The following is a 19,931-nucleotide window of genomic DNA, read 5'->3' on the forward strand; positions in this document are numbered from 1 at the left end:
ACTGATCCGGGCCGCGCTCACTCCCCAGAGGGGTCCGCCTCGGCGAGGATGCGCACGGTGCCCGCGGTACCGTCGAGCTCGATCAGGGCCCCCTCGGGGATGCGGCTGGTGGCGCCTGGCACGGCGACGACCGTCGGCACGCCGAGCAGCCGCCCGGTGATCGCGGTGTGGGACAGCAGCGTGCCGTGTTCCACGACGAGCCCTTTCGCCGCCATCATCAGAAACAGCCAGCCGGGGTCGGTCTCGCGGGCGACGAGGATCGCGTCGCGGCACGTCTCCGGTGGCACCGACGGGTCGAGCACCAGCCGTGCCGGGGCCCGCACGACGCCGGGCGCGGAGCCGAGCCCGGTGAGCACCCCGACGGCGTCGGCGGCCGGGACCGGGGTCACCTCCACGGCGCCGGGCAGCATGTCGGCGAGCGGCCCGGTGGCCGGGGTGCGCAGGAGGCCGGGCCGGCCGGGACGGGTCTCGGCGAGGAGCCGTTCGCGGCGCCGGGCGGCGGCGAGGTCGCGCAGCGCGGCGCACGGCAGGGTGCCGTCGTAGGCGCCGAGGACCTCGGCGACGGTGAGGTCGCGGATGTCGAGCGGGTCGTCGAGGTGCCCGGTGGCGTGCAGGTCACCGCCGAGCCGCCAGAGGATGTCGCGGGAGAGCCCGTACAGCTGCGTGCGGCAGAACCGGGTGTCCTCGCGGATCCGCGCGATGAACCGCACGTAGCGGGACAGGGTGCGCAGGACACTGCGGCGCAACCGGCCGGGACAGCGCGCGGCGAGTTCCTCGGCGGCCTGGCGGGCGGCCCGCTGCTCCGCCTGGAGCAGGGATTCGACCGTGCGGCCCTGGGTGATGTACGGGCGCAGCAGCTCCAACAGGGTCCACGGCTGCTGGCGCGGGGTGGGCTGTTCGAGCTTGAGGTCGTGCAGGGCGCGGTCGCCGTAGCGGCGTAGGTAGTCGGCGGCGGCCTCGGCAACGGGCGCGCCGTGCCGGCCGGTGCTGATGTCGTGCCACACCTCGCGGGGGCGTTCGCCGGACTCGACGGCGGCGCGCAGCACCGGGTCGGCGGCGACGAGCTCGGCGAGGGCGACGGCGGCGCGGACCGACTGCAGCGAGCGGTTGGCGGGCCCACCGGTGAGCAGGCCGGTGAGCAGGCCCTTCGCGCCGCCCGACCACCGGCCGAGCAGGCGCATCAGGGCCTTGACGGCGAGCAGCCCATAGATGGAGTTGGTGAGGGTGACGCCCCAGCGGACGCTCATCGCCGCCCACAGCTCGCGGTAGGCGGCGACGAGCTGGTGCGGGGTGCGCCCGGACAGCTCGCCCGCGTCCGCCATGACGCCGTCCCACCAGCGCAGGAACTCCCTGGCCTGCCTCGGGTGGCGGGTGGCGCGCAGGAGCGTGCCGGGCAGGGCGAGCCACGCCCGCCGACGGGGCCGGGTGACGGGTGGGCGGACCTCGCCGGTGACGCCCATGCCGTCCTGCCACACGTCGCGGACCAGGTCGAACACCGGCATCTGCCCGTGCAGGGCGTGCCAGGCCGCGAGGCGGTAGTACACGCGGCCGTCGAGGTGCGCGACGAGCTGCTCCAGGTGGTGGCGGTTGGCGTCGAGGGTGCGGGCCGGCACGCCCATGCGGTGGTAGAGGTCGCCGAACGCGCGCCGGTAGAACTCCTGCGCCTGGGAGAAGGTGAGCGCGCCGGAGACGCCCGGATAGCTCTCGGTGATGTTGTGGTTGGCCCAGTACAGCGGCGGCCCGGCGGGCATGACCATCGGCCGGGCCTGCACGAGGTGCAGGGTTCCGTCGGCGGTGATGGTGCCCTCGACGTCCTGCGGGCCGCCGAAGAACGCCTCCGCCCGCGCGGCGAGGGCGGCGACGGCGCGGGCGGTGCGGTCGTCGAGCACCGGCGCGTCGGCCAGGTCCGCCGGTACGGGCAGCAGCGCGAGCTCGTCCGACCCGGCCGGGGGCGGGCCGACCATCCGTTCCTTGCGGACCAGGTCGGCGGTCACGGTGGTGCCGGTGACGTGGAAGTGGTCGACGTCGGCCTTCTCCTGCACGACGCCCTCGCCGATGCCGTGCGCGGCGGCGATGACGGTGCGCCGCGCCCCGTCGCGCGGGTCACGGGTAAACGCCACAAACGAGCGGGTGCCGGGCACCATCAGCTGCACGCCGACCGCGATCCGGGTCCGGGCCGGGTCCAGGCCGCGAAGCTCCCGGTAGGCCACGGCCCGCGCGGCGAACGCCGACGCCCAGCAGGCCGCGATCCGGTCCGCGACCCGGCCGGCGGGCACGTACAGGAAGCTGTCGCTCATGCCCGCGAACGGGTCCGCGCCGTCCTCACCGTCCACACCGTCCACCGTGGACGCCACGGCGCAGGCCCGGACGGCGAACACCGCGTCGGGGCCGAACCGGGCGGCGACCTCGTCCAGGATCTCCTGCGACACCGACGCGGCCCGCAGCGCCTCGGCGGCCCGCTCCCACCGGTCGGGCCCGGCGCCGAGCTCGATGCTCGCGAAGGCGTCGTCGAACGCCGTCGCGGGGACGGCGATCAGGTCCGGCACCGGAAACCCGGCGGCCCGCATCCGGACCAGGCGGGCGAACTTGTGCCCGACGAGCGCCGGGTCGGCGACATCCGTGACGGTCGTGATCGTCATCTCTCGTTCCAGCCGTCGATGTGGATGACACTGTCCAGCGGGCCGCGCCGCGCGGGGCGGAAGCCGCTGCCGATCGGGTACGCGGTCGGGATCAGCGCGCCCTGCCGGACGCCGTCGGGCAGCCGGAGCAGCTCGGCGACCTCGGCCTCCCGGTCCAGGTGCACGGAGGTCCAAGCGGTGGCGAGGCCCCGTGCCCGGGCGGCGAGCATGTAGCTCCACGCGGCCGGCAGCAGCGACCCCCAGATGCCGGCCTGGTTACCGGTGCCGAGACCGCCCGGCAGCGAAAGGCACGGCACGACCAGGACGGGGACCTGCCCGATATGCTCGGCGAGGTACCGGGCGCTGGCCAGGTCTCGGGGCGGGACGCGTGGATCGGTGACGTCCGGTGGGTAGCGCTGCTCGAAGGCCGCCCGGTAGACCTTGCCGATCGCGGAACGCAGCGCCGGGTCGGTGACGACCAGCCACCGCCAGTGCTGCCGGCCCGCTCCGGTCGGCGCCTGCACGGCCAGCTCCAGGCAGGCGCGGACGTCGGCGAGGTCGACCGGACGGGTCAGGTCGAGCCGGCGGCGCACCGACCGGGTGGTGGCGAGCACCTCGGCCGCGTCCATCACCACACGCCCGGGACCAGGCGCTTGCGGCTCACGGCGTAGTCGCGGTAGCCGGGCATGTCCCACAGCACCTGTTCCTCCACCCGCAGCCGCCACACGATGGCCGCGACGAGGGCGCAGAGCGCCAGGACCGCGGCGAGGCCGGGGAAGCACCCGACGAGACCGAGGTGGGCCAGGATCATGCCGGCGTAGGCGGGGTGCCGCACCATGCGATACGGCCCGTGGGTGACGGCGACCTGGTCGCTGCGGCGCACTACGTGATGGGAGTAGAACCGGCCCAGGGTGCGGATCGCGATCTCCCGCAGGACGATGCCGCCGACGAACAGCGCGGCCGTCGCCCAGAACCAGGCGGCACGCTCCCCCGGCACCAGCAGGCAGCAGCCGATGGTGGCGAGCCGGGCCGCGCCGTAGGGCACGATCGTCCACGCGTCCTGCGGCGCGTTGGTGGCGCGCAGTGCGACCGGGGCCTCCACGAGCAGCCACAGCGCATACAGGCCGATGACGACGAGCGCGGCCGGGTCGTCGCGGTGCACGTATGCGCCACCGGCGAGAAGCCCGAACGCGACGACGAAGATGATCCAGGGTGCAGCTCTCATACGGTCCACTCCGGTCGGTGCGGGATCTCCAGGACGGCGTCGCCGGCCGCGACGCTCAGCACCGCCGGCACCTCACGCCGACCTCACCTTCCGGTAGGCGGCCGGCGACATCGTGTGGGTGACGAGCCGGACGGTGCCGAGGTCGGCCGTCCCGGCGTGCAGGCCCATGTCGAACGCGGTCCGCGGCCGGGGCTTCCCGGCCGGTCGGCGCCAGCTCACCCGCAGCGGCAGGTCGGCGGGAGGAGCGGCCGGGATGTCGGCGCTCAGGTCGATCCAGACGACATGGACGCCGTACGGGTGACCGTTGGCGATGTGGCCGAGCATGAGCACCAGCTGCCGGGCCGCCTCGATCACCTCGATCGGCTCCCGCAGGTCGCCGGGCGCCGCGAGGGTCGCACAGCGCAGCACGGCGCAGGTGACCTCACCGGACGGCGACTCGGTGGGCGCACCCAGCATGACGGTGCTCAGGTCGGCCCGGTGCACGAGCCTGGGCTCGGCGGGGGCGGTGAGCGTCGCGGTCCCGCTGCGGCTGTGCCCGGCGGCCGGCCCGACCTCGGGAAGGTCCGTCCCGGGCAGCACGGTGACGGTGCCGCGGCAGATGTCCCGGACGGTGCCGCCGACGGACTGGGTGGCGGTGAGGTCGAGGGTGTCGCCGGTCCGGTCGCAGTGCAGCTCGACCGCCCCGTCGAGCTCACCGAACGCCGGGAATGTGAATGCGAGCCGCAGCCGCCGGTCCGGTCGCCGCACCGCGCCGCCGGTGACGTCGTCGGCGAGCCCGAGCAGGCCGGCGACCAGCAGATTGCCGGGTAGATGGTCGACCGGGTGGTCGAAGAAGAACGGATGGTGCCGGTCCACGCGCAACGGAGCCGTCCGCATCAATGCTCCCCATTCACCTCTATGACGCGATGCGAAGAGTCGAAGTATGGTTTCAAAACTTGCGTCCGTCAATACAGGCGAAATCGTTAAAATTCGCCGCACAGTCATACTTTCGGATGATCTCCATTCATCCTGACGGCGTTACACTGATAGCCCCCGCATCGGTTGCCCGCGAATGCGAAACAATGCGGTAACAAAGCGGCCATGATGTACCGGCATATTCAATGACCGACAGGCCGAGGTTCGCCGAGGTCGTCCGGCAGGTAGCGGACATGCACCCGACCCGGCCGGCGGGCCCCGGCGCAGGTCGGGTCGTAGCGGCCGACGGCCTCTCCGCTCGGCGACCTCGTCCCCGGCCAGCGGCAACGCGGTCACCCCGTGACCCGCCCTGGCTCGGGGCGGGCCCGACGCAGCGGGCCGCGGTGTCGCCGCCGGTCGCAGTCCACGGTGCCACGGTGCGGCGCACCTACTACCGGTTGCCGGTCTCCCAAAGGTGTGCATCGTCAAACTGCACCCAGGTCGGCACGTGGCGCACGGTCACGTTACGGACGACGGCCACGAGCTCCGCGGTCACCGGTAGTCCTCCGCGCCGAGTCCGGCCGCCGCGCCGGCCGGACTCGGCGGCCGGCCCGCCGGCCGGGCGCCGACGTGTTCGGCCCGCCCGGCCGGGGTCGGCGTCCCGAGCAGCACCCGGGTGTCGACCTCGGCCCCGACCGGCACCCGGATCCGGCCGACCATCCGGACGGCGAGCAGCCAGCGGCGCTTTGGTCGCGCTTGAACGAGCACAGCTCCGCCCGTAGCATCAACGCATGCATACCTGCCGCATTCAGGTAGCTTTGCATCGAGGTCAATGTCCCCTTCGACACCAATGTCGAGGGTAATTGCCGCGTGAGCCGTATGCGGAGCACAGCAACGAACCGGGCCGAAATGAACTCGCTGCTGGCGGCGAGCGGCATCTCCGGCATCGGCGACGGGCTGCGCCAGGCCGCCATACCACTGCTCGCCGCGACGCTGACCCGCAGCCCGTCGGCGGTGGCCGCGGTGGCCGTGGCGCAGACGCTGTCCTGGTTGCTCATCAGCATGCCGGCAGGCGCACTGGTCGACCGCTGGGACCGGCGCCGCACGATCCTCATCGTCAACGTCGTGCGCGGCCTGCTCATGCTCGCGCTGGGCGCCCTCGTCGTGTCCGGCACCGCCACCCTGCCGCTGCTGGTCGTCCTCGCGTTCGTCTTCGCCTCGGTAGAGGTGGTGTCGGACGCCACCGCGCAGGCACTGCTTCCGGCCATCGTCGCGCGCAGTGATCTCGAGTGGGCCAACGGTCGGCTGTTCGCCCTGCAGACCGGCACCGCGCAGTTCGTCGGGCCACCGCTGGGCGGTCTGCTGTTCGCCGTCAGCAGGTCCGTGCCGTTCCTGGTCGACGGCGTCAGCTTCCTCGCCGCCACCGTCTTGTTGCGTCGCATCCGCCGCACGCCCCCGGCCGAGACGATCCACGGACGGCTGGGCACACGGATCGTCGAAGGCTTGCGATTCCTGCTGCGCCATCGGGTGCTTCGGGTGGTCGCGCTCATGTCCGGGTTCGGCAACCTGATGTTGCAGACGTTCGCGTCGGTCTTTGTGCTCTACGTCCTCGAGGAACTGCACAGCAGTGCGGTGGTCTACGGCATCCTTCTCGCGGTTCTCGCCGCCGGTGTGACGGTCGGTAGCCTCCTCGCGCCGCGCGCAAAGCGGCGCTTCGGCGAAACCGCCGTGTTGGTGGGCGGCGCGGGCATGCTGGGCGTGCCGCTCGGCGCCCTGGCCATCGTGCCCAATGTGGTGGTCACCGGCGTGGCAGTGTTCCTGTCCGGGCTCGGCATGGGCTTGTGGCAGGTGATGTCGTCCTCGCTGCGCCAGGCGGTCACACCCGATCGGCTACTGGGGCGGGTGATGGCTTCGTACCGGCTGGTCGGCCGCGGTGCCAGTTCGCTCGGCGGGGTCTTGGGCGGTGCGCTGGCCGCCGTTTTCGGGTTGCGCGCGCCGTCGCTTGCGTGCGCGCTGGGCATGTTGGTCGTGGTCGTGCTGGCGTTTCCCGCGCTGCGCCCCCGCGTCGTCGCTGAGGCAAGAGAAGTAGTGGACCTGGACGTGCCGCCGTCCTCGGCCTAAAGGTAGATCTCGGCAAGGCGGGGGTAGCGGGCGCGCACCTCACTGTCATCGTCGTGGTCGAAGTCGTCGCCGAGGAGCGGCCCGTTGAACGTTTCTGCGGGCAGTTCGGCGCGCGCCGCGTTGACGGCGGCGTAGAAGTCCTCGTCCTCGTCGAACGCCGCTTGCCCGACGCTGAGCATGTCCTCGCACTCGAGGAAGTCGTCGTCGGGATCGATGCCGAGTTCGGCGAGCGTGTCCGGGTCCCGCAGTGCCCGCTCCCAGATGCTGCGGCCCTGCGCGACGAGCCAGCCGCGGAAGTAGTCGAAGCCGTCGTCGGAGCAACCCCCTCGCATGAGGTAGGCAGCACCCCAGAGGTTCCAGTCGTATGACTCCGCGTCGAGCGCGTCATAGCGGAGGTCGAACGCGACGGCCGCCTCCCGGCCCAACTCGGTGAGGCGGTCCCCGATACGCTCGGCCACTTCCTCGGCGCCTTCACCGGTCCGGGTGTCGTCGACGCCCTCGCGTGCACGTTCGATGATTGCCCAGAACTCGTCCCGATCCATGATCGCCATGCCCGCGATCCTGCCATGCCACGCGGCCTGCCAGTGCGGTCGGCATCGTTGCGGGTAGCCGTGGGCTTCGCCCCCGCCGAGAATGCCACCAGGGAAGCCGGCCATAGGACCCGACGCTCCGGCGCGCATCCGCAACACACCGGGCCGGGGAGGGCCTCCCAAGTTCCCGCCGCCGCCATCTGAACGTTCCGCACCTGATCGTGGCATGGGAGTGCGCCGCGACATGGGTGGGATGCGGCCAGGAGTGGCGGGAGCCTGGTCCGATCAGACCTTCCGCAATTGCGCCTATTCGACGCTTTCCCGCTCAGCGGCGGCATAGGCGGCGCTGAGTCGCTCGAACGGGCCTGGGCCGTCGTGCGGCTTCGGCGGGGCGCCGAGGTGGCGAACGCGGAGTTCGTCCATGAGCTCCTCGATGAACGCCGGACCCGCATCGCGCATGAACTGCTGCCGGCTTCGGAGCTCGGCGCTGCCGGAGGTCCAGTCGAGGCCCCAGTTACCGAGAGCATAGATGATCGGCAGCGTCTGGATGCCGGCTTCGGTCAGGCTGAAGCGCGCGCGCTGCCCGCGGGCGGCGGTGCCCCGGGTGAGGATCCCCGCATCGATGAGCCGCTTGAGGCGGTCGGCGAGGATGTTCGAGGCGATGCCCTCAATCGACCCGGTGAGCAGCGCGCGGAAGTATCGGCGGTCGCCGAAGATGACATCGCGCAGGACGAGCAACGACCAGCGATCTCCGAGCACCTCGACGGCGGCGTTGATCGGACACCCGGACCGTGGTTCCACGACTCCTCCTTGACAGGTATTTCGCTCTCAATATAGTAGTTGCAGAATGCAAGCACTATGCGGAAGGGGAGACGATGGGTCGCTTCGTCTATTGGATGAACGTGTCCCTCGACCTGCGGATCGAGCAGGTCCCGGGGGACAACGGTGCGGGCGAATGGCTTCGCATCGGCGAGGAACTGCACCGCGAGTTCAACGCGCGGGCGCGGGCGCTCGCGCTGATGGTCCAGGGCCGGGTCATCTACGAGACGATGGAGGAATACTGGCCACGAGCGCGCGACGACGCGTCGCTGCCGGACGTCCTGCGTGAATACGGCGAGATCTGGACCGCGAAGCCCAAGGTGCTTGTCTCTCGCACCCGCCGCAGCGCCGATCACAACACCCGGATCATCGGCGGAGACAATGCGATCGAGCAGCTCGCCGCCCTCCGTGCCCAGACCGACGGCACCATCGGCGTGGGTGGCGCGGCGCTCGCCACACAACTGCTCCGCGCCAACCTGCTCGACGAGTTGCTGCTCTTCACCCATCCCGCGATCCTCGGCTTCGGCAGGCCGCTGTTCGACGAGTACGACGTGCCGATCGAGCTTGACCTGCTCGAACAGCGCTCGTTCGAGCAGGGCGTCACGATGCACCGCTACGCGATCCGCAATGAGCTCGAGGCCGGCCCATGCTGAGGCAGGTCGCGGAGGGTGTGCTGGTCCATGAGAGCGAGTTCTGCCAGAGCAACGCCGTGGCCGTGCAAGGCCGGGCCGGCGTGTTGCTCATCGACGCCGGGATCCACGGCGACGAGATGGCCTGCCTCGCGAACGACCTGTCCGAGTTGGGTCAGACCGTGGTGGCAGGCTTCTCGACGCATCCTCATTGGGATCACCTGCTCTGGCACGCCGGGCTCGGCGCGGCGCCTCGTTATGGCACGGCCCGCTGCGCGGCCACTGCCCGAGATCGGCTCTCGGGCGGGGTGGATGCGGTCGCAAAGGCCGCCGGCATCCCCGAACGGGTACCGCTGGACCTGCTCGGCCTCATCACCGGTCTACCCGCCGAGATGGCGCGGATTCCTTGGGATGGCCCGCAAGTCCGCATCGTCGAACATCAGGCCCATGCCCCGGGCCATGCGGCGCTGTTGATCGAGGAACGCGGCGTTCTCGTCGCCGGCGACATGCTCTCCGATGTCTTGATGCCGATGCTCGACCTGAACGCCGCTGACCCGATCGAGGACTACCTCGCCGCGCTGGGCCTGATCGAGGGCGTGGCGGGCGACGTAGACGTCCTCATCCCGGGCCACGGGTCCGCCGGCGGAGTTGATCAGATACACGCGCGGATCGACCAGGATCGGGCGTACGTGCACGCCCTGCGCGACGGCCACGATCCCAGCGACCCGCGGATCGGCCCATCGGCCAAGGACGGCTGGGACTGGGTGGCCGGCGTGCACGAACGGCAACTCCAGCGCCTCGCCCAACGAAGCGAGCGCGGCCTTGGCCACTGAGACGGTCATCGTCCTTCGATACGATTGAGCTCCGTTGACCGGCCGCTACGGGGGGCTGCGATGGAGCTGGAATCGCGCAACGTCGTGGCGTTATGACGGAGAACCTTTCACGGCGGCCGTTGACCGGCCTGCTGGTTGCCCAACTCGTCTCAGTGCTCGGCACATCGATGTCGGCCCTGGCGATCCCCTGGCTGGTGCTCACCTCGACCGGCAGCGCAACCCGCACGGGCCTGATCGCCTTCGCTGAGCTGGCACCGTATGTCGCGATGCAGGCGCTCGGTGGACCACTGGTCGACCGCATCGGCGCCCGGCGGGCATATGTTCTCGGCAATGCCGCAGCGGCAGTTGCGGTGTGCGCCATTCCCGCCCTCCACGCCATCAGCCTTCTCCCGCTGGGTGCTCTCGCCGGCTTGGTGGCCGTCGCCGGCGCGGTTCGGGGCATAGCCGACTGCGCAGGTCAGGTTCTGGTGCCCGGCACGGCGGTGCTGGGGGCAGTGCCGCTGGAACGCGCCGCTGGTCTGCACGGCAGCGCAAACCAGGCCGGCCTGCTCGTGGGCGCCTCAGCGGCCGGCGTCATGGTCTCGGTGCTCGCAGCCTCAGCGGTCGTGCTCGTTGACGGCATCACCTTCGCGCTCGCCGCCGTACTCGTTGCCCTGCTCGTCCCGGCCGCCGCTCAGCCGCGGCGTTCGCGGCGGCGACTGAGTACACGGCGGTACGTGGCGGACCTTGCCGAGGGTGTGCGGTTCATCCGCGCCGATCGGTTGATGCTCGTGCTGGTCACCATGATCGCGGTGACCAACCTGCTCGAACAGGGCATCAACGCCGTGCTCGTGCCCGTCTGGGTCCGCGAGCGTCTGCACCAACCCCAGGCGCTCGGCCTCGTCGCCGGCGCGCTCGGTGCCGGAGCCCTCATCGGTGCACTCATCGCCGCCTGGTTGGGGCCGAGGTTGCCCAGACGGGTCGTCTTCACGGTCGGGGTTCTCATCGCCGGCGCCCCCGTGTCGCTCGTCCTCGCCTGGACCAGCACACTGCCACCCGCGTTGACCGCCGCGTTCGTCGCCGGGCTCGCCAACGGCGGGCTCAACCCGATCCTCCACGCCGTGCTCTACGAACGCATCCCGCCACAGCTGCGCGCCCGCACGCTCGGCGCCGTCAAGGCCAGTGCCTGGATCGGCACTCCGATCGGTCCGCTCCTGGCGGGCAGTCTCATCGAAGCCACCGGCCTGCGCGGCACCCTTCTCACATTCGCGATGGTCTTCCTGGTTGCCACCGCCGTGCCAGTCATGCTGCCCGTCATGCGACACATGAACCGCACGCCGCGACCGCAACCCGACGGAACTCGGGCAGCGGACAACGAGGACGCGTCCCGGTAGCCCGCAAACCGCAGGTGCCTTCCGTCCGGGATGGATACGACCCTCAGCAAGTCCTATCCTCCCGGTTCGGAAGGCACCTGTTCGCTATTGATCCACCATGCGGGCAGCCCTTGACGAAGGGCCGGGGCATAGTCTCTACCCCTTCATCGCGCCTGATGTGATCCCGTGCGCGAACGACCGCTGCAGCACGAGGTACACGGCAATGACGGGGATGGCGGTCAGGATGGCAGCGGCGGACAGGTAGGTGTAGTCGGTCGTGTACTGGCCCTGGAAGGTGGCCAATGTCATCGGTGCCGTCATTTCGCGGCCGCCAGAGAGCATGACGAGCGGCACCAGAAGATCGTTCCAGGTCCAGACGAATGACAGGACGGTCAGCGCCAGCAGTTGCGGCATTGCCATCGGCAGTAGCAGGCGTACCAGGATGATGAAGCTGTTGGCTCCGTCGACCCGTCCGGCGTCGGTGATTTCGTGTGGTGCGTCCCGGAAGAATGTGCGCATCCAGAAGCATCCGAAGGGGAGGCCGAGCGCCGTCTCCACCAGGACGACGCCGATCAGGTTGTCGGCCAGCCCCACCTCGCGGAAGTCGAAGAAGAGCGGGATGATCAGCGACTCGTTCGGCAGCATCAGTCCGGCCAGGAGGACGAAGAACAGCGCGTTGCGCATCGGGAGCTTGAACCGGGCGAGGGCGTAGCCGGCGGGCACCGAGAGCAGCAGCGTCAGCAGCGTCGCGGTGATGCTCACCTTGAAGCTTGTCGCCAGGGCAGATCCCATGTCGGCGAGGTCCCAGACGGCCTTGAAGTTGCCGATGTGGAAGGAGTCGCTCAACCTGATGGTGCTGTCCTGGGTGTCGGGCTCCCCCAATGCCATGATCACGACGCCGATGAGGGGGACCACCGCGAGCGCGGCCGCGCAGGTGACGACCACCTGGCCGGTGAGGGCGTGTGCCCGGCTCGTTCTCATCCTTTTCTCCAGGGGCGGAGGATCAACATTGTCAGCACGAGGATCACCATGGTCAGGAGCACACCCATGGCTGAGGCGAGGCCGAGGTCTCCGACGAAGAACGCCTTCTGATAGACGAGGAAGGATGGCACCTCGGTGGAACTTCCCGGTCCGCCCTGGGTAGTCACGTAGATCAGGTCGAAGTTGCGCAGCGCGGCGGTGACCGCGAGCACCATGACGACCGTGATCTCGTTGCGGATGCTGGGCAGGGTCACCGCGAAGAACTCGCGGACGGGGCCCGCACCGTCCATCCGGGCAGCCTCGTACAGTTCCACGGGAATGCGCTGCACACCGGAGATGAGCAGCACGAGGGCCAGGCCGAGGAGCATCCAGGTGCCGATCAGCCCGACCGAGGGCAGCGCCCAGGTGAAGTCGCCCAGCCAGCCGCGAGCCCAGCCGCCGAGGCCGACCGCCCGCAGCAGCGAGTTGATCGGACCCTCTGGGGCCATCAGCCAGCGCCAGGCCACACCGGTCACCACCGGGGCGATGACGTACGGCAGGAACAGCGCCGCCCGGAAAACGGTCAGCCCTCGGATCCGCGTGCTGCCGATGATGCCCACCAGCACCAGGGCGATGGCCGTGGTGAGGAGCGCGTAGAAGCCGATCAGCACGAACGCGTGCCCGAACGCGGCGCGGTTTTGCGAGTTCTCCAGGATGGTTCGGTAGTTGTCCAGACCGACCCAGCGCGACGGGCTGATGCCGTCCCATGCGGTGAACGACAGGTAGACGCTGTGCAGGAAAGGCAGGATCAGGAACACACCGTAGAAGATCAACGCGGGTGCCAGGTACCCGAAGCCGACAAGGGCCGTGGACCTGCGCTGGTTGCGAGCGGTGACCCCCGCCCCGTTCGATTGAACGGGGCGGGGCGACACCGTCAGTCTTGACGCCAAGAGCCTGCCGCCTTCGCGAGCGGGTGGAACATGCCGATCAGCCCTTCGCCAGCGATTCCACGAACGGGCCGTAGGCCTTCTGCAGCTCCGCCAGCAAGCCGTCGACGCTGAGGGCGCCGGACATGAGCTGGTCGAATGTGCGGGAGATGGTCGGGTACAGCTCCGGCGCGCCCCAGTCGACGTACGGCACGGGCGTGCCCTGGCCCACCAGCTTGAGGCCGTTGCGCAGCGCGTCCTGTGACGGGACCGGCAGGTTCGCTGCGTTGATCGCGGGTTCGGCGTCCGCCGGCGGCTTCGATGGGATGGCGCCACCGGCCAGGAACTGCTCGGCTGCCTTCTGGCTGGTGACGAAGTCGATGTACTTGGCCGCCAGGTCCTTCTTCTTCGCCTTCACCGGGATGGTCCATGGAATGTCGCCGGCACCGACGGCCGCGATTCCCTGCCCGGACACCGACGGGAAGAACACCATCCGAAGCTTCTTGGTCTGCTCCGGCGTGCCCTTGAGCGGGGTGAAACGGGAGCTGGTCAGGGAGAACAGGCCCTTGCCGGAGACGAAGTTGGCGAGAACCTGGTCAGTCTTGTACGCCGTCCAGTTCGGCGAGAAGTAGCCCTTGTCGCCCCAGGACTTCATGGTCGTGGCGGCCCAGACTGCGGTCTCGGACGTGAAGGTCGCGTTCGAGTGGTGGAAGACCAGGTCCTGCACGGCCTGCGGACCGCCCTTGGCCAGCAGCAGCTCGCTGAGCAGCCACGCGGCCAGTTCGCCGCTGGCCGAGCCGAACTGCATCGGGATCTCCCCGGCCGCCTTGGCACGCTGCATCTGGTCTTCGAGCTCCGCGATGGTCTTCGGCGCCTCGGTGATGCCCAGTTTCTCGGCGATCTCCGTGTTCATGAGCAGGCCGATCCATGCCGTGGTGGCTGACATACCCCACAGCGGGCCTTCGCCCATCAGCTTCCCGTCCGTGCTGAACCGGTTGAGCTGAAGCTGGGAGGCCGTCTGGCGGGTGTCCCATCCGTGCTTCTTGGCGTAGTCGTCCATGTTGGTCAGCAGGCCGCCCTTGACGAAGGCGCCCAAGGCCTGGTAACCCCGGTTCACCTGCGTAACATCCGGCGGGTTGCTGCCGGAGAGCTGAAGCTTGGCGATGGAGGCCAGGTCGTCGAAGCTCTTCGCGGTAAATTCGATCTTTACGCCCGGATTCTCGTCCTCGAACTGCTTGTTCAGCTTCTGGTAGACGGCCAGGATGCCCGGCGAATTGGCCAGGCCGCTCTGCACGACCAGCGTGCCGCCCTCGGATGCTTTCTCGTCCTTCGGCGAGGACGAGCAGGCGGTGGCAGCGAATGCGACAGTGGTGGCCAGTAAGGCGGTAGTGAACCGGGCGAGGCGCCCTTTGGCGTGTCTATTGGGCATTTGCGGGTTCCTTCTCTACTCGGCGCGGCCGGCTGGCCGTGCTCGCTGGTGCCGCACCCCGGTGGAGCGGGGTCGGAATCGCAGGTACTAGGTGGTCTGGGACGGGACGTCGGAGCGCGGGCGGAACCTTCGGGCGGTGGACATCAACGGCAAAGTAGAGACGTGCATCGATCATCCGCCGTCTCAGGTCTTCACTTCGAAGCTGTAACTGGTCTGTCCAGGCGACCAGATTGGGGTTCCAAGATCGGGCTGTCAAGACTCGCCGGTGGTCATCGCGGCCTTCGTTACCCACCCGTGATGCAGGTCATAGGGGCCGTCACGCGCGACGCGACGGAGACGACTCGCCGTGAAGGCCCTCGGTTCCGCTGACTTTCTGCCCGGCTCTAGACTTCCGGCGCACGCGCGCTCGACGCCCAGTTCGGGGGTCAGTCACGCGACCCTGCGGCTGGCATGCAAGGCACTGGCGGACACCGGGCGGAGTCCCCGGTCGCAACGGGCTGGTTCGTGACCGAACGGAAGTTCATCCACGAGCCGGACCGGCTGCGCGGCTTCATGGAGGCTGCCGCCGAGCGCGGACTGACGGCGTCGGCGACGGTGGTCGGGCCGGTCCGGCGAGCCGCGACCGTTGACGAGGCGCAGGCGCTCTCGCTCGGCGATGGGGATGCGGTCGTACAGCCGGAGCGGATGCGGGGCCTGTGACCGCACCGCCTACGCCGCGAGGGCTCTGACCGCCGGCTCGTCCAGATCGAACCCGTTCAACGCCATAGCGGAGGTACGGGCAGCCGGGCCGGGACGAAAGGCGCGACCATGGACGGATGACGGATGACGTGCGGTGATTCCTCGTCGCTCTGACGAAATCCTTGGGCGAGAACGGTCGGCTGATAGGCTACAAAGCGCGCAAATGCATTGATCAGCGCCATTCAGCGAGGTGAGAGAGATAGCTTCCATCCGGCAGGAAGTCGTGGTCGACCGGAGCCCGGACCGGGTCTGGGACGTATTGAGGGACGTGGGGGCGGTGCACCGGCGGCTGTTGCCGGGGCGAGTGCAGGAGGTCAGCGTCGACGGCAACGTTCGGACACTGACGATGCCGGACGGTCACGTCGTGCGGGAACTGATCATCGATGTGGATGACGACGCGCGGCGCCTGGCATATGCCGTGGTCGAGGGGGCTCGGCCGCCGTTGCAGCACCACCATGCGACGTTTCAGGTATTCCCCGAGGGCGACGAGCGGAGCCGGCTGGTGTGGGTCACCGACATACTGCCCGACACCCTCGCCGACCTCGTCCGAGAGCGGTCCTTCCGCGGCGCCGCCGAGATGAAGCGGGTCATCGAGGCCGCGGAGTAACAAACAAGCCGTCCAGGGAACCTCCCCCGGACGGCTTGCGACGACGGTCGGCGCGGCCCCGCTCTTGAGGATCGCCACGACCAGGTCGGCGGAGCGCTCGATGCAGACGCCGGCGAGCACAACAGCGTCACCGGGGTCAGCGCGATCCCGAGGTGCTCGGTAAGGCGGGTCGCCAGCTGCGGGATCGAGTCGATGCCCTAGTCGGCGAGGTGGCGGTCCGCGTCGATCCGCTCCGGCGCCACCTTGAGCAGGCCGCTGAGGTGCTCCTTGAGGTCCTGGAGCAGGCACGCGCCCCGCTTCGAACCCAGCCGGGGTCGGTGACCACGGCTGGGTTCGGGGGCATGCGTCAGCTGGAGGCGAAGCCCAGCTGGGCCCCGCCGCCGCTCTCCTGACGGCCGAGGCCGCTCAGGCGATCGTGCAGGTCATCGATGTTGCCGCCCGTGAACGACGGCTGCTCGCCCTCGGCGTAGCCGGCGCTGTACTCGACATGCTGCCCGTGCTCAAGAACGCTCGTCTCAGCCTGCGCGTGGCCGTGCTCGAACACGCCGAACTGCTGGCCGAAGTCCCTCTCCGAGCCGTGGTCCGCGTGCACCTGATCTAGCGCGCTGTGCTCCTGGCCCGCCTCGTAATGGCCGAAGTCGACGTCGTGGCCGCCGAAGACGTCGGGCTGGTCGTTGCCGGTGAAACCCGGGTCAAGCGTCTCCGGCTGGTCGTTGCCGGTGTAGCCGGGGTCGAGCTGGCCGCCGTCGTCGTAGTCGCTCATCCTGTCCGTCCCTCGCAGTGTTGCGGTGGGTGTTTCGTGCTGAACAATAGGCGCCCGGCTCCGGCCCACGTATCCCCAAACCGCGCCACCCCCGCTCGGCCAACGTGGGCTCCACCCTGGGTAGCGTTCCAGCAGGTGTATCAACAGATCACTGGCCCCGTGGTCAGCCGCCCACACCGGCGGGTCGATCCCGTCCCAGGGCCCGGACGGCAGGGCCACGCCGTATCCGTAGAGCAGCTGCGCGAACCCGGGGCCGCCCGACCGGGCCACCTCGCCGGCCAGCGCCCGGCCCCGGTCCTGCCACTGCTCCTGTACCACCAGGCGCGCGCCTCCAGCATGCGCGAACGTGCAAGTCCGGGCCTCGTCCGGCCATTCGGCCCACCGGGGGCGGCGCGGCACCGTACCCACCCGGGCGGGTACGGTGCCGCGCGCCTGAGCCGGGCGCGGACCTGGGGCCGATGGCCGCGATCAGCCCTCGGCTGCCACCTCGCGCAGCCTGCCGGTGGTGACGTCGTAGACGAAGCCGCGGACGGACTCCTTGCGCGGGATGAACGGGTCATCGAGGATTCGCCGGACCGACTGGCGCACGTCGTCGTCGAGGTCGCTGAACGCCTCCGCGGACCACGACGGTTTGATGCCGACCTCGGCCTGGATGCCGGCCTTGAACTCGTCGTCGGTGAAGGTGAGCATGCCGCAGTCGGTGTGGTGGATGAGGACGATCTCAACAGTGCCGAGCAGCCGCTGGCTGATCGCGAGGCTGCGCAGTTCGTCGGCGGTGATGACGCCGCCGGCGTTGCGGATGACGTGGGCGTCGCCCTCGGCCAGGCCGAGCAGCCCGTACGGGTTGAGCCGGGCGTCCATGCACGCGACGATTGCGATCCGCTTCGCCGGTGGCAGCGGCAGGTCGCCCTTGGTGAAGCCGGCGGCGTACCGCTCGGCGTTGCTGAGAAGCTCATCGGTGACGGTCATGCTCGAACCTTAACCCATTACTCAGATGGGAATAGTGTTGTACTTACTCAATCCCCCGGCAACGCACTGAGCATACGGAGTTGCCGGGCTGTCAGGCTCGGTGGCGGCGAACGCGCGCAGGACCGTCCGCACACCGGCGGTGACCGCGCAGTGCAGTTCAGCAGCGGGCATGGAGCAGCTGCCAAGCGCGGTCAGGGCCGGCAGGTTGCCCGCCCACGGCGCGCACCCGCGGTGCCGGGAAACCGCGATTCGGCTGCGGCACACGGCGACGCCGGGCTTACGGTCAGGCTCGCCGGGCTCGACACGGGGTGGACCCGGGTTGTCGCCATCGTCGACGAGCGATGCAACGCGCGGTGACCAGCGCGCACGCCGACCGGTGCGGTGCGGGTGGCCGCACCGGTCCGGCTGTCGGGCCGGGGCGCGCGGCGCGCACCGCGTGACAGCAATCCGCTCAGCCGGCGCCCGGCCGGATGGGGGGCGCCCAAAGCCGGTCGGCGTCACCGGCAGCGAGCCGGCCGCGGTAGACGCCGATCTTGTGGTCGATGAGCTTGAGGTTCTCCTCCAGCTCGGCCATCTTCCCCAGCACGTCCGTCCGGTGCTCCTCCATGAGGGCGAGCCGCTCCTCCTCGTTGCCGTGCCCCTCGGCGACGAGCTCCGCGTAGCTCCGGATCGCCTTGATCGGCATGCCGGCAGCCCGCAGCCTGGTGCAGACCAGAATCCAGTCCAGGTCCACCTGGTGGTAGCGGCGCCGGCCGCCCTGCGTGCGGTTGACGTCGGTGATGACCAGGCCGGCCCGCTCGTAGTAGCGAAGCGTGTGGACGCTCACGCCGGTGCGGTGCGCCGCCTCGGCGATGGTGATGCCACCTTCCCCGGCGGCGGGACCCGGTCTGGGTCTGATGACCGGCTTGACCTCGAGCACGCTCTAAAACCTAGCATCGTGACGAATCACCAGAAGTTTCCCTAACGATCGGCGACCAGGATCAAGCGGATCAACGAGGTCCGGCTCTCTATTGAGCCCATTCCACGTCATGATGGAGCGACGCTGGGTAGCTGTGACGCTCGGCGGCAGCTGGCACTTCCTAGCAATGGATCGCGAAAGCGTCAGATCGGCGCCACCGCGATCAGGGCGGTGAGTGCCACGCAGCACCAACCGAACCAGTCTCCGAGTCGGCCGTAGACGGTCGTGGCTGCGGCGAGTGAAACCCTGGCATCGACTGCCACGCCCTCCGTGGTGTCGGCCTCGATGACGATCCGGCCAAACGCGTCGCTTACCGTGGCTCGGCCACTGCGGGCAACCCGCGCCACCGCGACCCCCGACTCCACACCTCGCACTATCGCCATACGGCTGTGCAAGCAACCGTCACGGCCAAAGTCCCACGCCGGAGCAAGCAGCATCTGCGCCCCGCCACGCCGATAGGCACGAACCAGCGAGGGAAAGTCGAGATCCTTACAGATGAGCACACCCAAGCGCCGGTCACCGGGCAGGTACCGCAGGTCGCGACCCGGGCGGTAGGCGGCCTCCAACCCCGGTATCAAGTGATGCTTCTGGTACACGCTTGGCGGGTCTCCGCCAGCGCTGAAGACCGCCGCGACATTCGCCGACGCGCTCTCGCCCAGGCGGGCCACTCCCGCCACGACGTCTACTCCAAGGTCGACCGCCGCCCGTGCCAGAGGCTGCAGCTGCTCAACCATCCGGACTTCGGCGACGGCGAATATCACCTCGGGCAACACGATGACACCTGCCCCACGACCGGCGAGCAGACGCACCTTCTCGACGTACCGTGACACCAGAGCCGCACCCTCCGGCGAGTCGATCCGCACCGGCCCATCAGGCTGCTCAACCGCGGCCAAGCCGACGTGCACCTGCTCTCCGAGCGCGGCACGTCGGCCGCGCCGGACGGCGTACCCCGTGAGTGCGGCAACGATTGCCACGGCGGCGAGGAGCACCGCCACCCGTTCGCCGCCCGTACCCGCTGGCGCCGTCACCGCGGCGGCAACGCTGGACGGCAGCGCGAGCAACGCTGTTATGCCCCACAACCCGGTCAACGAGGCCACCTGCGTGACGGCCGGAACGTCCGCCTGCGAATATGCCACACTCCACGACACACCATGCGGGGATCGAAGCGCCACGAGGAACTCCAGCGCCACCCACGCCACGGGCACGGCCAACGCGGCCAACCCCAGGTGACCGGCGACGAGGTGCGCCCTCGCCAGCGCCACGACGGACGCCACCCCCGCACAACCACCGACGAACCGCACCGCCACCAGGAGACGGGGCATGTGCACATCGCGGGTGTAGAACGACCAGAACCCGAGCTGGCCAATGAACCAGGCACCGGCAGCCACGCTGACCGCTGCAAACCACGGCACTCTCGGTGCGAGCACGAGCAACGGCAGCAGCGGCGCCCAGGCGGCAACCGCAACCGGCCGAAGCCCTGAACCCAGCCGAAACAGCCAGCCAGATATCGCGGTAACCGCCACACACGCGGCGACCTGCCCGACCACCGCACCGCTCACG

General features: G+C 69.7%; 20 protein-coding genes. 6 read left to right on the plus strand and 14 right to left on the minus strand.

The window, feature by feature from the left end; genetic code table 11:
• Window positions 1–17: 17 nt before the first annotated feature.
• The 5 genes from AB0367_RS20385 to AB0367_RS20405 form a co-directional block, all read right to left on the minus strand.
• The gene (locus AB0367_RS20385; RefSeq protein ID WP_366227919.1) at window positions 18–2,639 is read right to left on the minus strand and encodes a PEP/pyruvate-binding domain-containing protein; all 2,622 of its coding nucleotides are present in this window, start codon (window positions 2,637–2,639) and stop codon (window positions 18–20) included.
• Window positions 2,636–3,247 carry a nitroreductase family protein gene (locus AB0367_RS20390; RefSeq protein ID WP_366227920.1) on the minus strand — a complete coding sequence of 204 codons (612 nt, stop codon included), beginning with the start codon at window positions 3,245–3,247 and terminating at the stop codon, window positions 2,636–2,638. The genes AB0367_RS20385 and AB0367_RS20390 overlap by 4 nt, the downstream gene beginning before the upstream one ends.
• Window positions 3,247–3,843, minus strand: coding sequence for an isoprenylcysteine carboxylmethyltransferase family protein (locus AB0367_RS20395; protein ID WP_366227921.1), 597 nt, complete (start codon window positions 3,841–3,843; stop codon window positions 3,247–3,249). Before AB0367_RS20395 ends, AB0367_RS20390 begins: the two co-directional genes overlap by 1 nt.
• Before the next feature lie 72 nt (window positions 3,844–3,915).
• The gene (locus tag AB0367_RS20400) at window positions 3,916–4,719 is read right to left on the minus strand and encodes an AfsA-related hotdog domain-containing protein (RefSeq protein WP_366227922.1); all 804 of its coding nucleotides are present in this window, start codon (window positions 4,717–4,719) and stop codon (window positions 3,916–3,918) included.
• 570 nt (window positions 4,720–5,289) lie between these two features.
• Window positions 5,290–5,505: a hypothetical protein gene (locus AB0367_RS20405; protein WP_366227923.1), complete on the minus strand. Its 216-nt coding sequence runs from the start codon at window positions 5,503–5,505 to the stop codon at window positions 5,290–5,292.
• 141 nt (window positions 5,506–5,646) lie between these two features.
• Between AB0367_RS20405 and AB0367_RS20410 the strand changes: the two genes are divergently transcribed.
• Window positions 5,647–6,858 (plus strand): MFS transporter, encoded by a 1,212-nt coding sequence (locus AB0367_RS20410; RefSeq protein WP_366227924.1) that lies wholly within the window; start codon window positions 5,647–5,649, stop codon window positions 6,856–6,858.
• On the opposite strand, the gene AB0367_RS20415 is transcribed toward AB0367_RS20410, so the two are convergent.
• Both AB0367_RS20415 and AB0367_RS20420 read right to left on the minus strand, forming a co-directional pair.
• Window positions 6,855–7,409, minus strand: coding sequence for a DUF4240 domain-containing protein (locus tag AB0367_RS20415; protein ID WP_366227925.1), 555 nt, complete (start codon window positions 7,407–7,409; stop codon window positions 6,855–6,857). The genes AB0367_RS20410 and AB0367_RS20415 overlap by 4 nt on opposite strands.
• A 285-nt stretch (window positions 7,410–7,694) precedes the next feature.
• Window positions 7,695–8,189, minus strand: a complete 495-nt coding sequence (locus AB0367_RS20420; protein ID WP_366227926.1) for a helix-turn-helix domain-containing protein — start codon at window positions 8,187–8,189, stop codon at window positions 7,695–7,697.
• A 74-nt stretch (window positions 8,190–8,263) separates the two neighbouring features.
• Between AB0367_RS20420 and AB0367_RS20425 the strand changes: the two genes are divergently transcribed.
• The 3 genes from AB0367_RS20425 (at window position 8,264) to AB0367_RS20435 (ending at window position 11,042) form a co-directional block, all read left to right on the plus strand.
• Complete coding sequence (locus AB0367_RS20425; RefSeq protein ID WP_366227927.1) at window positions 8,264–8,860, plus strand: dihydrofolate reductase family protein; 597 nt, start codon at window positions 8,264–8,266, stop codon at window positions 8,858–8,860.
• Window positions 8,854–9,669: an MBL fold metallo-hydrolase gene (locus AB0367_RS20430; RefSeq protein WP_366227928.1), complete on the plus strand. Its 816-nt coding sequence runs from the start codon at window positions 8,854–8,856 to the stop codon at window positions 9,667–9,669. The genes AB0367_RS20425 and AB0367_RS20430 overlap by 7 nt, the downstream gene beginning before the upstream one ends.
• A 92-nt stretch (window positions 9,670–9,761) precedes the next feature.
• Window positions 9,762–11,042 (plus strand): MFS transporter, encoded by a 1,281-nt coding sequence (locus tag AB0367_RS20435; protein ID WP_366227929.1) that lies wholly within the window; start codon window positions 9,762–9,764, stop codon window positions 11,040–11,042.
• Between the two features lie 135 nt (window positions 11,043–11,177).
• Here AB0367_RS20435 and AB0367_RS20440 read toward each other — a convergent pair whose 3' ends face one another.
• From AB0367_RS20440 to AB0367_RS20450, 3 genes are read right to left on the minus strand one after another with little or no spacing between them, the layout of a single operon-like run.
• On the minus strand, window positions 11,178–11,966 hold the full coding sequence (locus tag AB0367_RS20440) for a carbohydrate ABC transporter permease (protein WP_366227930.1): 789 nt from the start codon (window positions 11,964–11,966) through the stop codon (window positions 11,178–11,180).
• A 32-nt stretch (window positions 11,967–11,998) separates the two neighbouring features.
• Complete coding sequence (locus tag AB0367_RS20445; RefSeq protein WP_366227931.1) at window positions 11,999–12,931, minus strand: sugar ABC transporter permease; 933 nt, start codon at window positions 12,929–12,931, stop codon at window positions 11,999–12,001.
• A gap of 37 nt (window positions 12,932–12,968) precedes the next feature.
• Entirely contained in the window at window positions 12,969–14,336 is a 1,368-nt protein-coding gene (locus AB0367_RS20450) for an extracellular solute-binding protein (protein ID WP_366227932.1), read from the minus strand.
• A 504-nt stretch (window positions 14,337–14,840) separates the two neighbouring features.
• Here AB0367_RS20450 and AB0367_RS20455 point away from each other — a divergent pair.
• Together AB0367_RS20455 and AB0367_RS20460 are read left to right on the plus strand one after the other, a co-directional pair.
• The gene (locus AB0367_RS20455) at window positions 14,841–15,035 is read left to right on the plus strand and encodes a hypothetical protein (protein ID WP_366227933.1); all 195 of its coding nucleotides are present in this window, start codon (window positions 14,841–14,843) and stop codon (window positions 15,033–15,035) included.
• A gap of 229 nt (window positions 15,036–15,264) precedes the next feature.
• Window positions 15,265–15,681, plus strand: a complete 417-nt coding sequence (locus AB0367_RS20460; RefSeq protein WP_366227934.1) for an SRPBCC family protein — start codon at window positions 15,265–15,267, stop codon at window positions 15,679–15,681.
• Between the two features lie 346 nt (window positions 15,682–16,027).
• On the opposite strand, the gene AB0367_RS20465 is transcribed toward AB0367_RS20460, so the two are convergent.
• The 4 genes from AB0367_RS20465 to AB0367_RS20480 form a co-directional block, all read right to left on the minus strand.
• Window positions 16,028–16,444 (minus strand): hypothetical protein, encoded by a 417-nt coding sequence (locus AB0367_RS20465; protein WP_366227935.1) that lies wholly within the window; start codon window positions 16,442–16,444, stop codon window positions 16,028–16,030.
• Window positions 16,445–16,912: 468 nt separating this feature from the next.
• A complete protein-coding gene (locus tag AB0367_RS20470) occupies window positions 16,913–17,413 on the minus strand; it encodes a carbonic anhydrase (RefSeq protein ID WP_366227936.1) in 501 nt (166 codons plus the stop codon).
• Window positions 17,414–17,864: 451 nt separating this feature from the next.
• The gene (locus AB0367_RS20475; protein ID WP_366227937.1) at window positions 17,865–18,332 is read right to left on the minus strand and encodes a MerR family transcriptional regulator; all 468 of its coding nucleotides are present in this window, start codon (window positions 18,330–18,332) and stop codon (window positions 17,865–17,867) included.
• Between the two features lie 182 nt (window positions 18,333–18,514).
• Entirely contained in the window at window positions 18,515–19,930 is a 1,416-nt protein-coding gene (locus AB0367_RS20480) for a nitrilase-related carbon-nitrogen hydrolase (RefSeq protein ID WP_366227938.1), read from the minus strand.
• Window position 19,931: the final 1 nt, after the last annotated feature.

Origin of the sequence: Dactylosporangium sp. NPDC051484 (genome assembly GCF_040689395.1) — a bacterium.
In the GTDB taxonomy this organism is placed as follows: domain Bacteria; phylum Actinomycetota; class Actinomycetes; order Mycobacteriales; family Micromonosporaceae; genus Dactylosporangium.

Excerpts from the sequence above, each read along its gene's own strand:
- AB0367_RS20385 (WP_366227919.1), bottom strand. The coding sequence starts at position 2,639 with ATGACGATCACGACCGTCACGGATGTCGCCGACCCGGCGCTCGTCGGG.
- AB0367_RS20390 (WP_366227920.1), bottom strand. The coding sequence starts at position 3,247 with ATGGACGCGGCCGAGGTGCTCGCCACCACCCGGTCGGTGCGCCGCCGG.
- AB0367_RS20395 (WP_366227921.1), bottom strand. The coding sequence starts at position 3,843 with ATGAGAGCTGCACCCTGGATCATCTTCGTCGTCGCGTTCGGGCTTCTC.
- AB0367_RS20400 (WP_366227922.1), bottom strand. The coding sequence starts at position 4,719 with ATGCGGACGGCTCCGTTGCGCGTGGACCGGCACCATCCGTTCTTCTTC.
- AB0367_RS20410 (WP_366227924.1), top strand. The coding sequence starts at position 5,647 with ATGAACTCGCTGCTGGCGGCGAGCGGCATCTCCGGCATCGGCGACGGG.
- AB0367_RS20415 (WP_366227925.1), bottom strand. The coding sequence starts at position 7,409 with ATGGCGATCATGGATCGGGACGAGTTCTGGGCAATCATCGAACGTGCA.
- AB0367_RS20425 (WP_366227927.1), top strand. The coding sequence starts at position 8,264 with ATGGGTCGCTTCGTCTATTGGATGAACGTGTCCCTCGACCTGCGGATC.
- AB0367_RS20430 (WP_366227928.1), top strand. The coding sequence starts at position 8,854 with ATGCTGAGGCAGGTCGCGGAGGGTGTGCTGGTCCATGAGAGCGAGTTC.
- AB0367_RS20435 (WP_366227929.1), top strand. The coding sequence starts at position 9,762 with ATGACGGAGAACCTTTCACGGCGGCCGTTGACCGGCCTGCTGGTTGCC.
- AB0367_RS20450 (WP_366227932.1), bottom strand. The coding sequence starts at position 14,336 with ATGCCCAATAGACACGCCAAAGGGCGCCTCGCCCGGTTCACTACCGCC.
- AB0367_RS20465 (WP_366227935.1), bottom strand. The coding sequence starts at position 16,444 with ATGAGCGACTACGACGACGGCGGCCAGCTCGACCCCGGCTACACCGGC.
- AB0367_RS20470 (WP_366227936.1), bottom strand. The coding sequence starts at position 17,413 with ATGACCGTCACCGATGAGCTTCTCAGCAACGCCGAGCGGTACGCCGCC.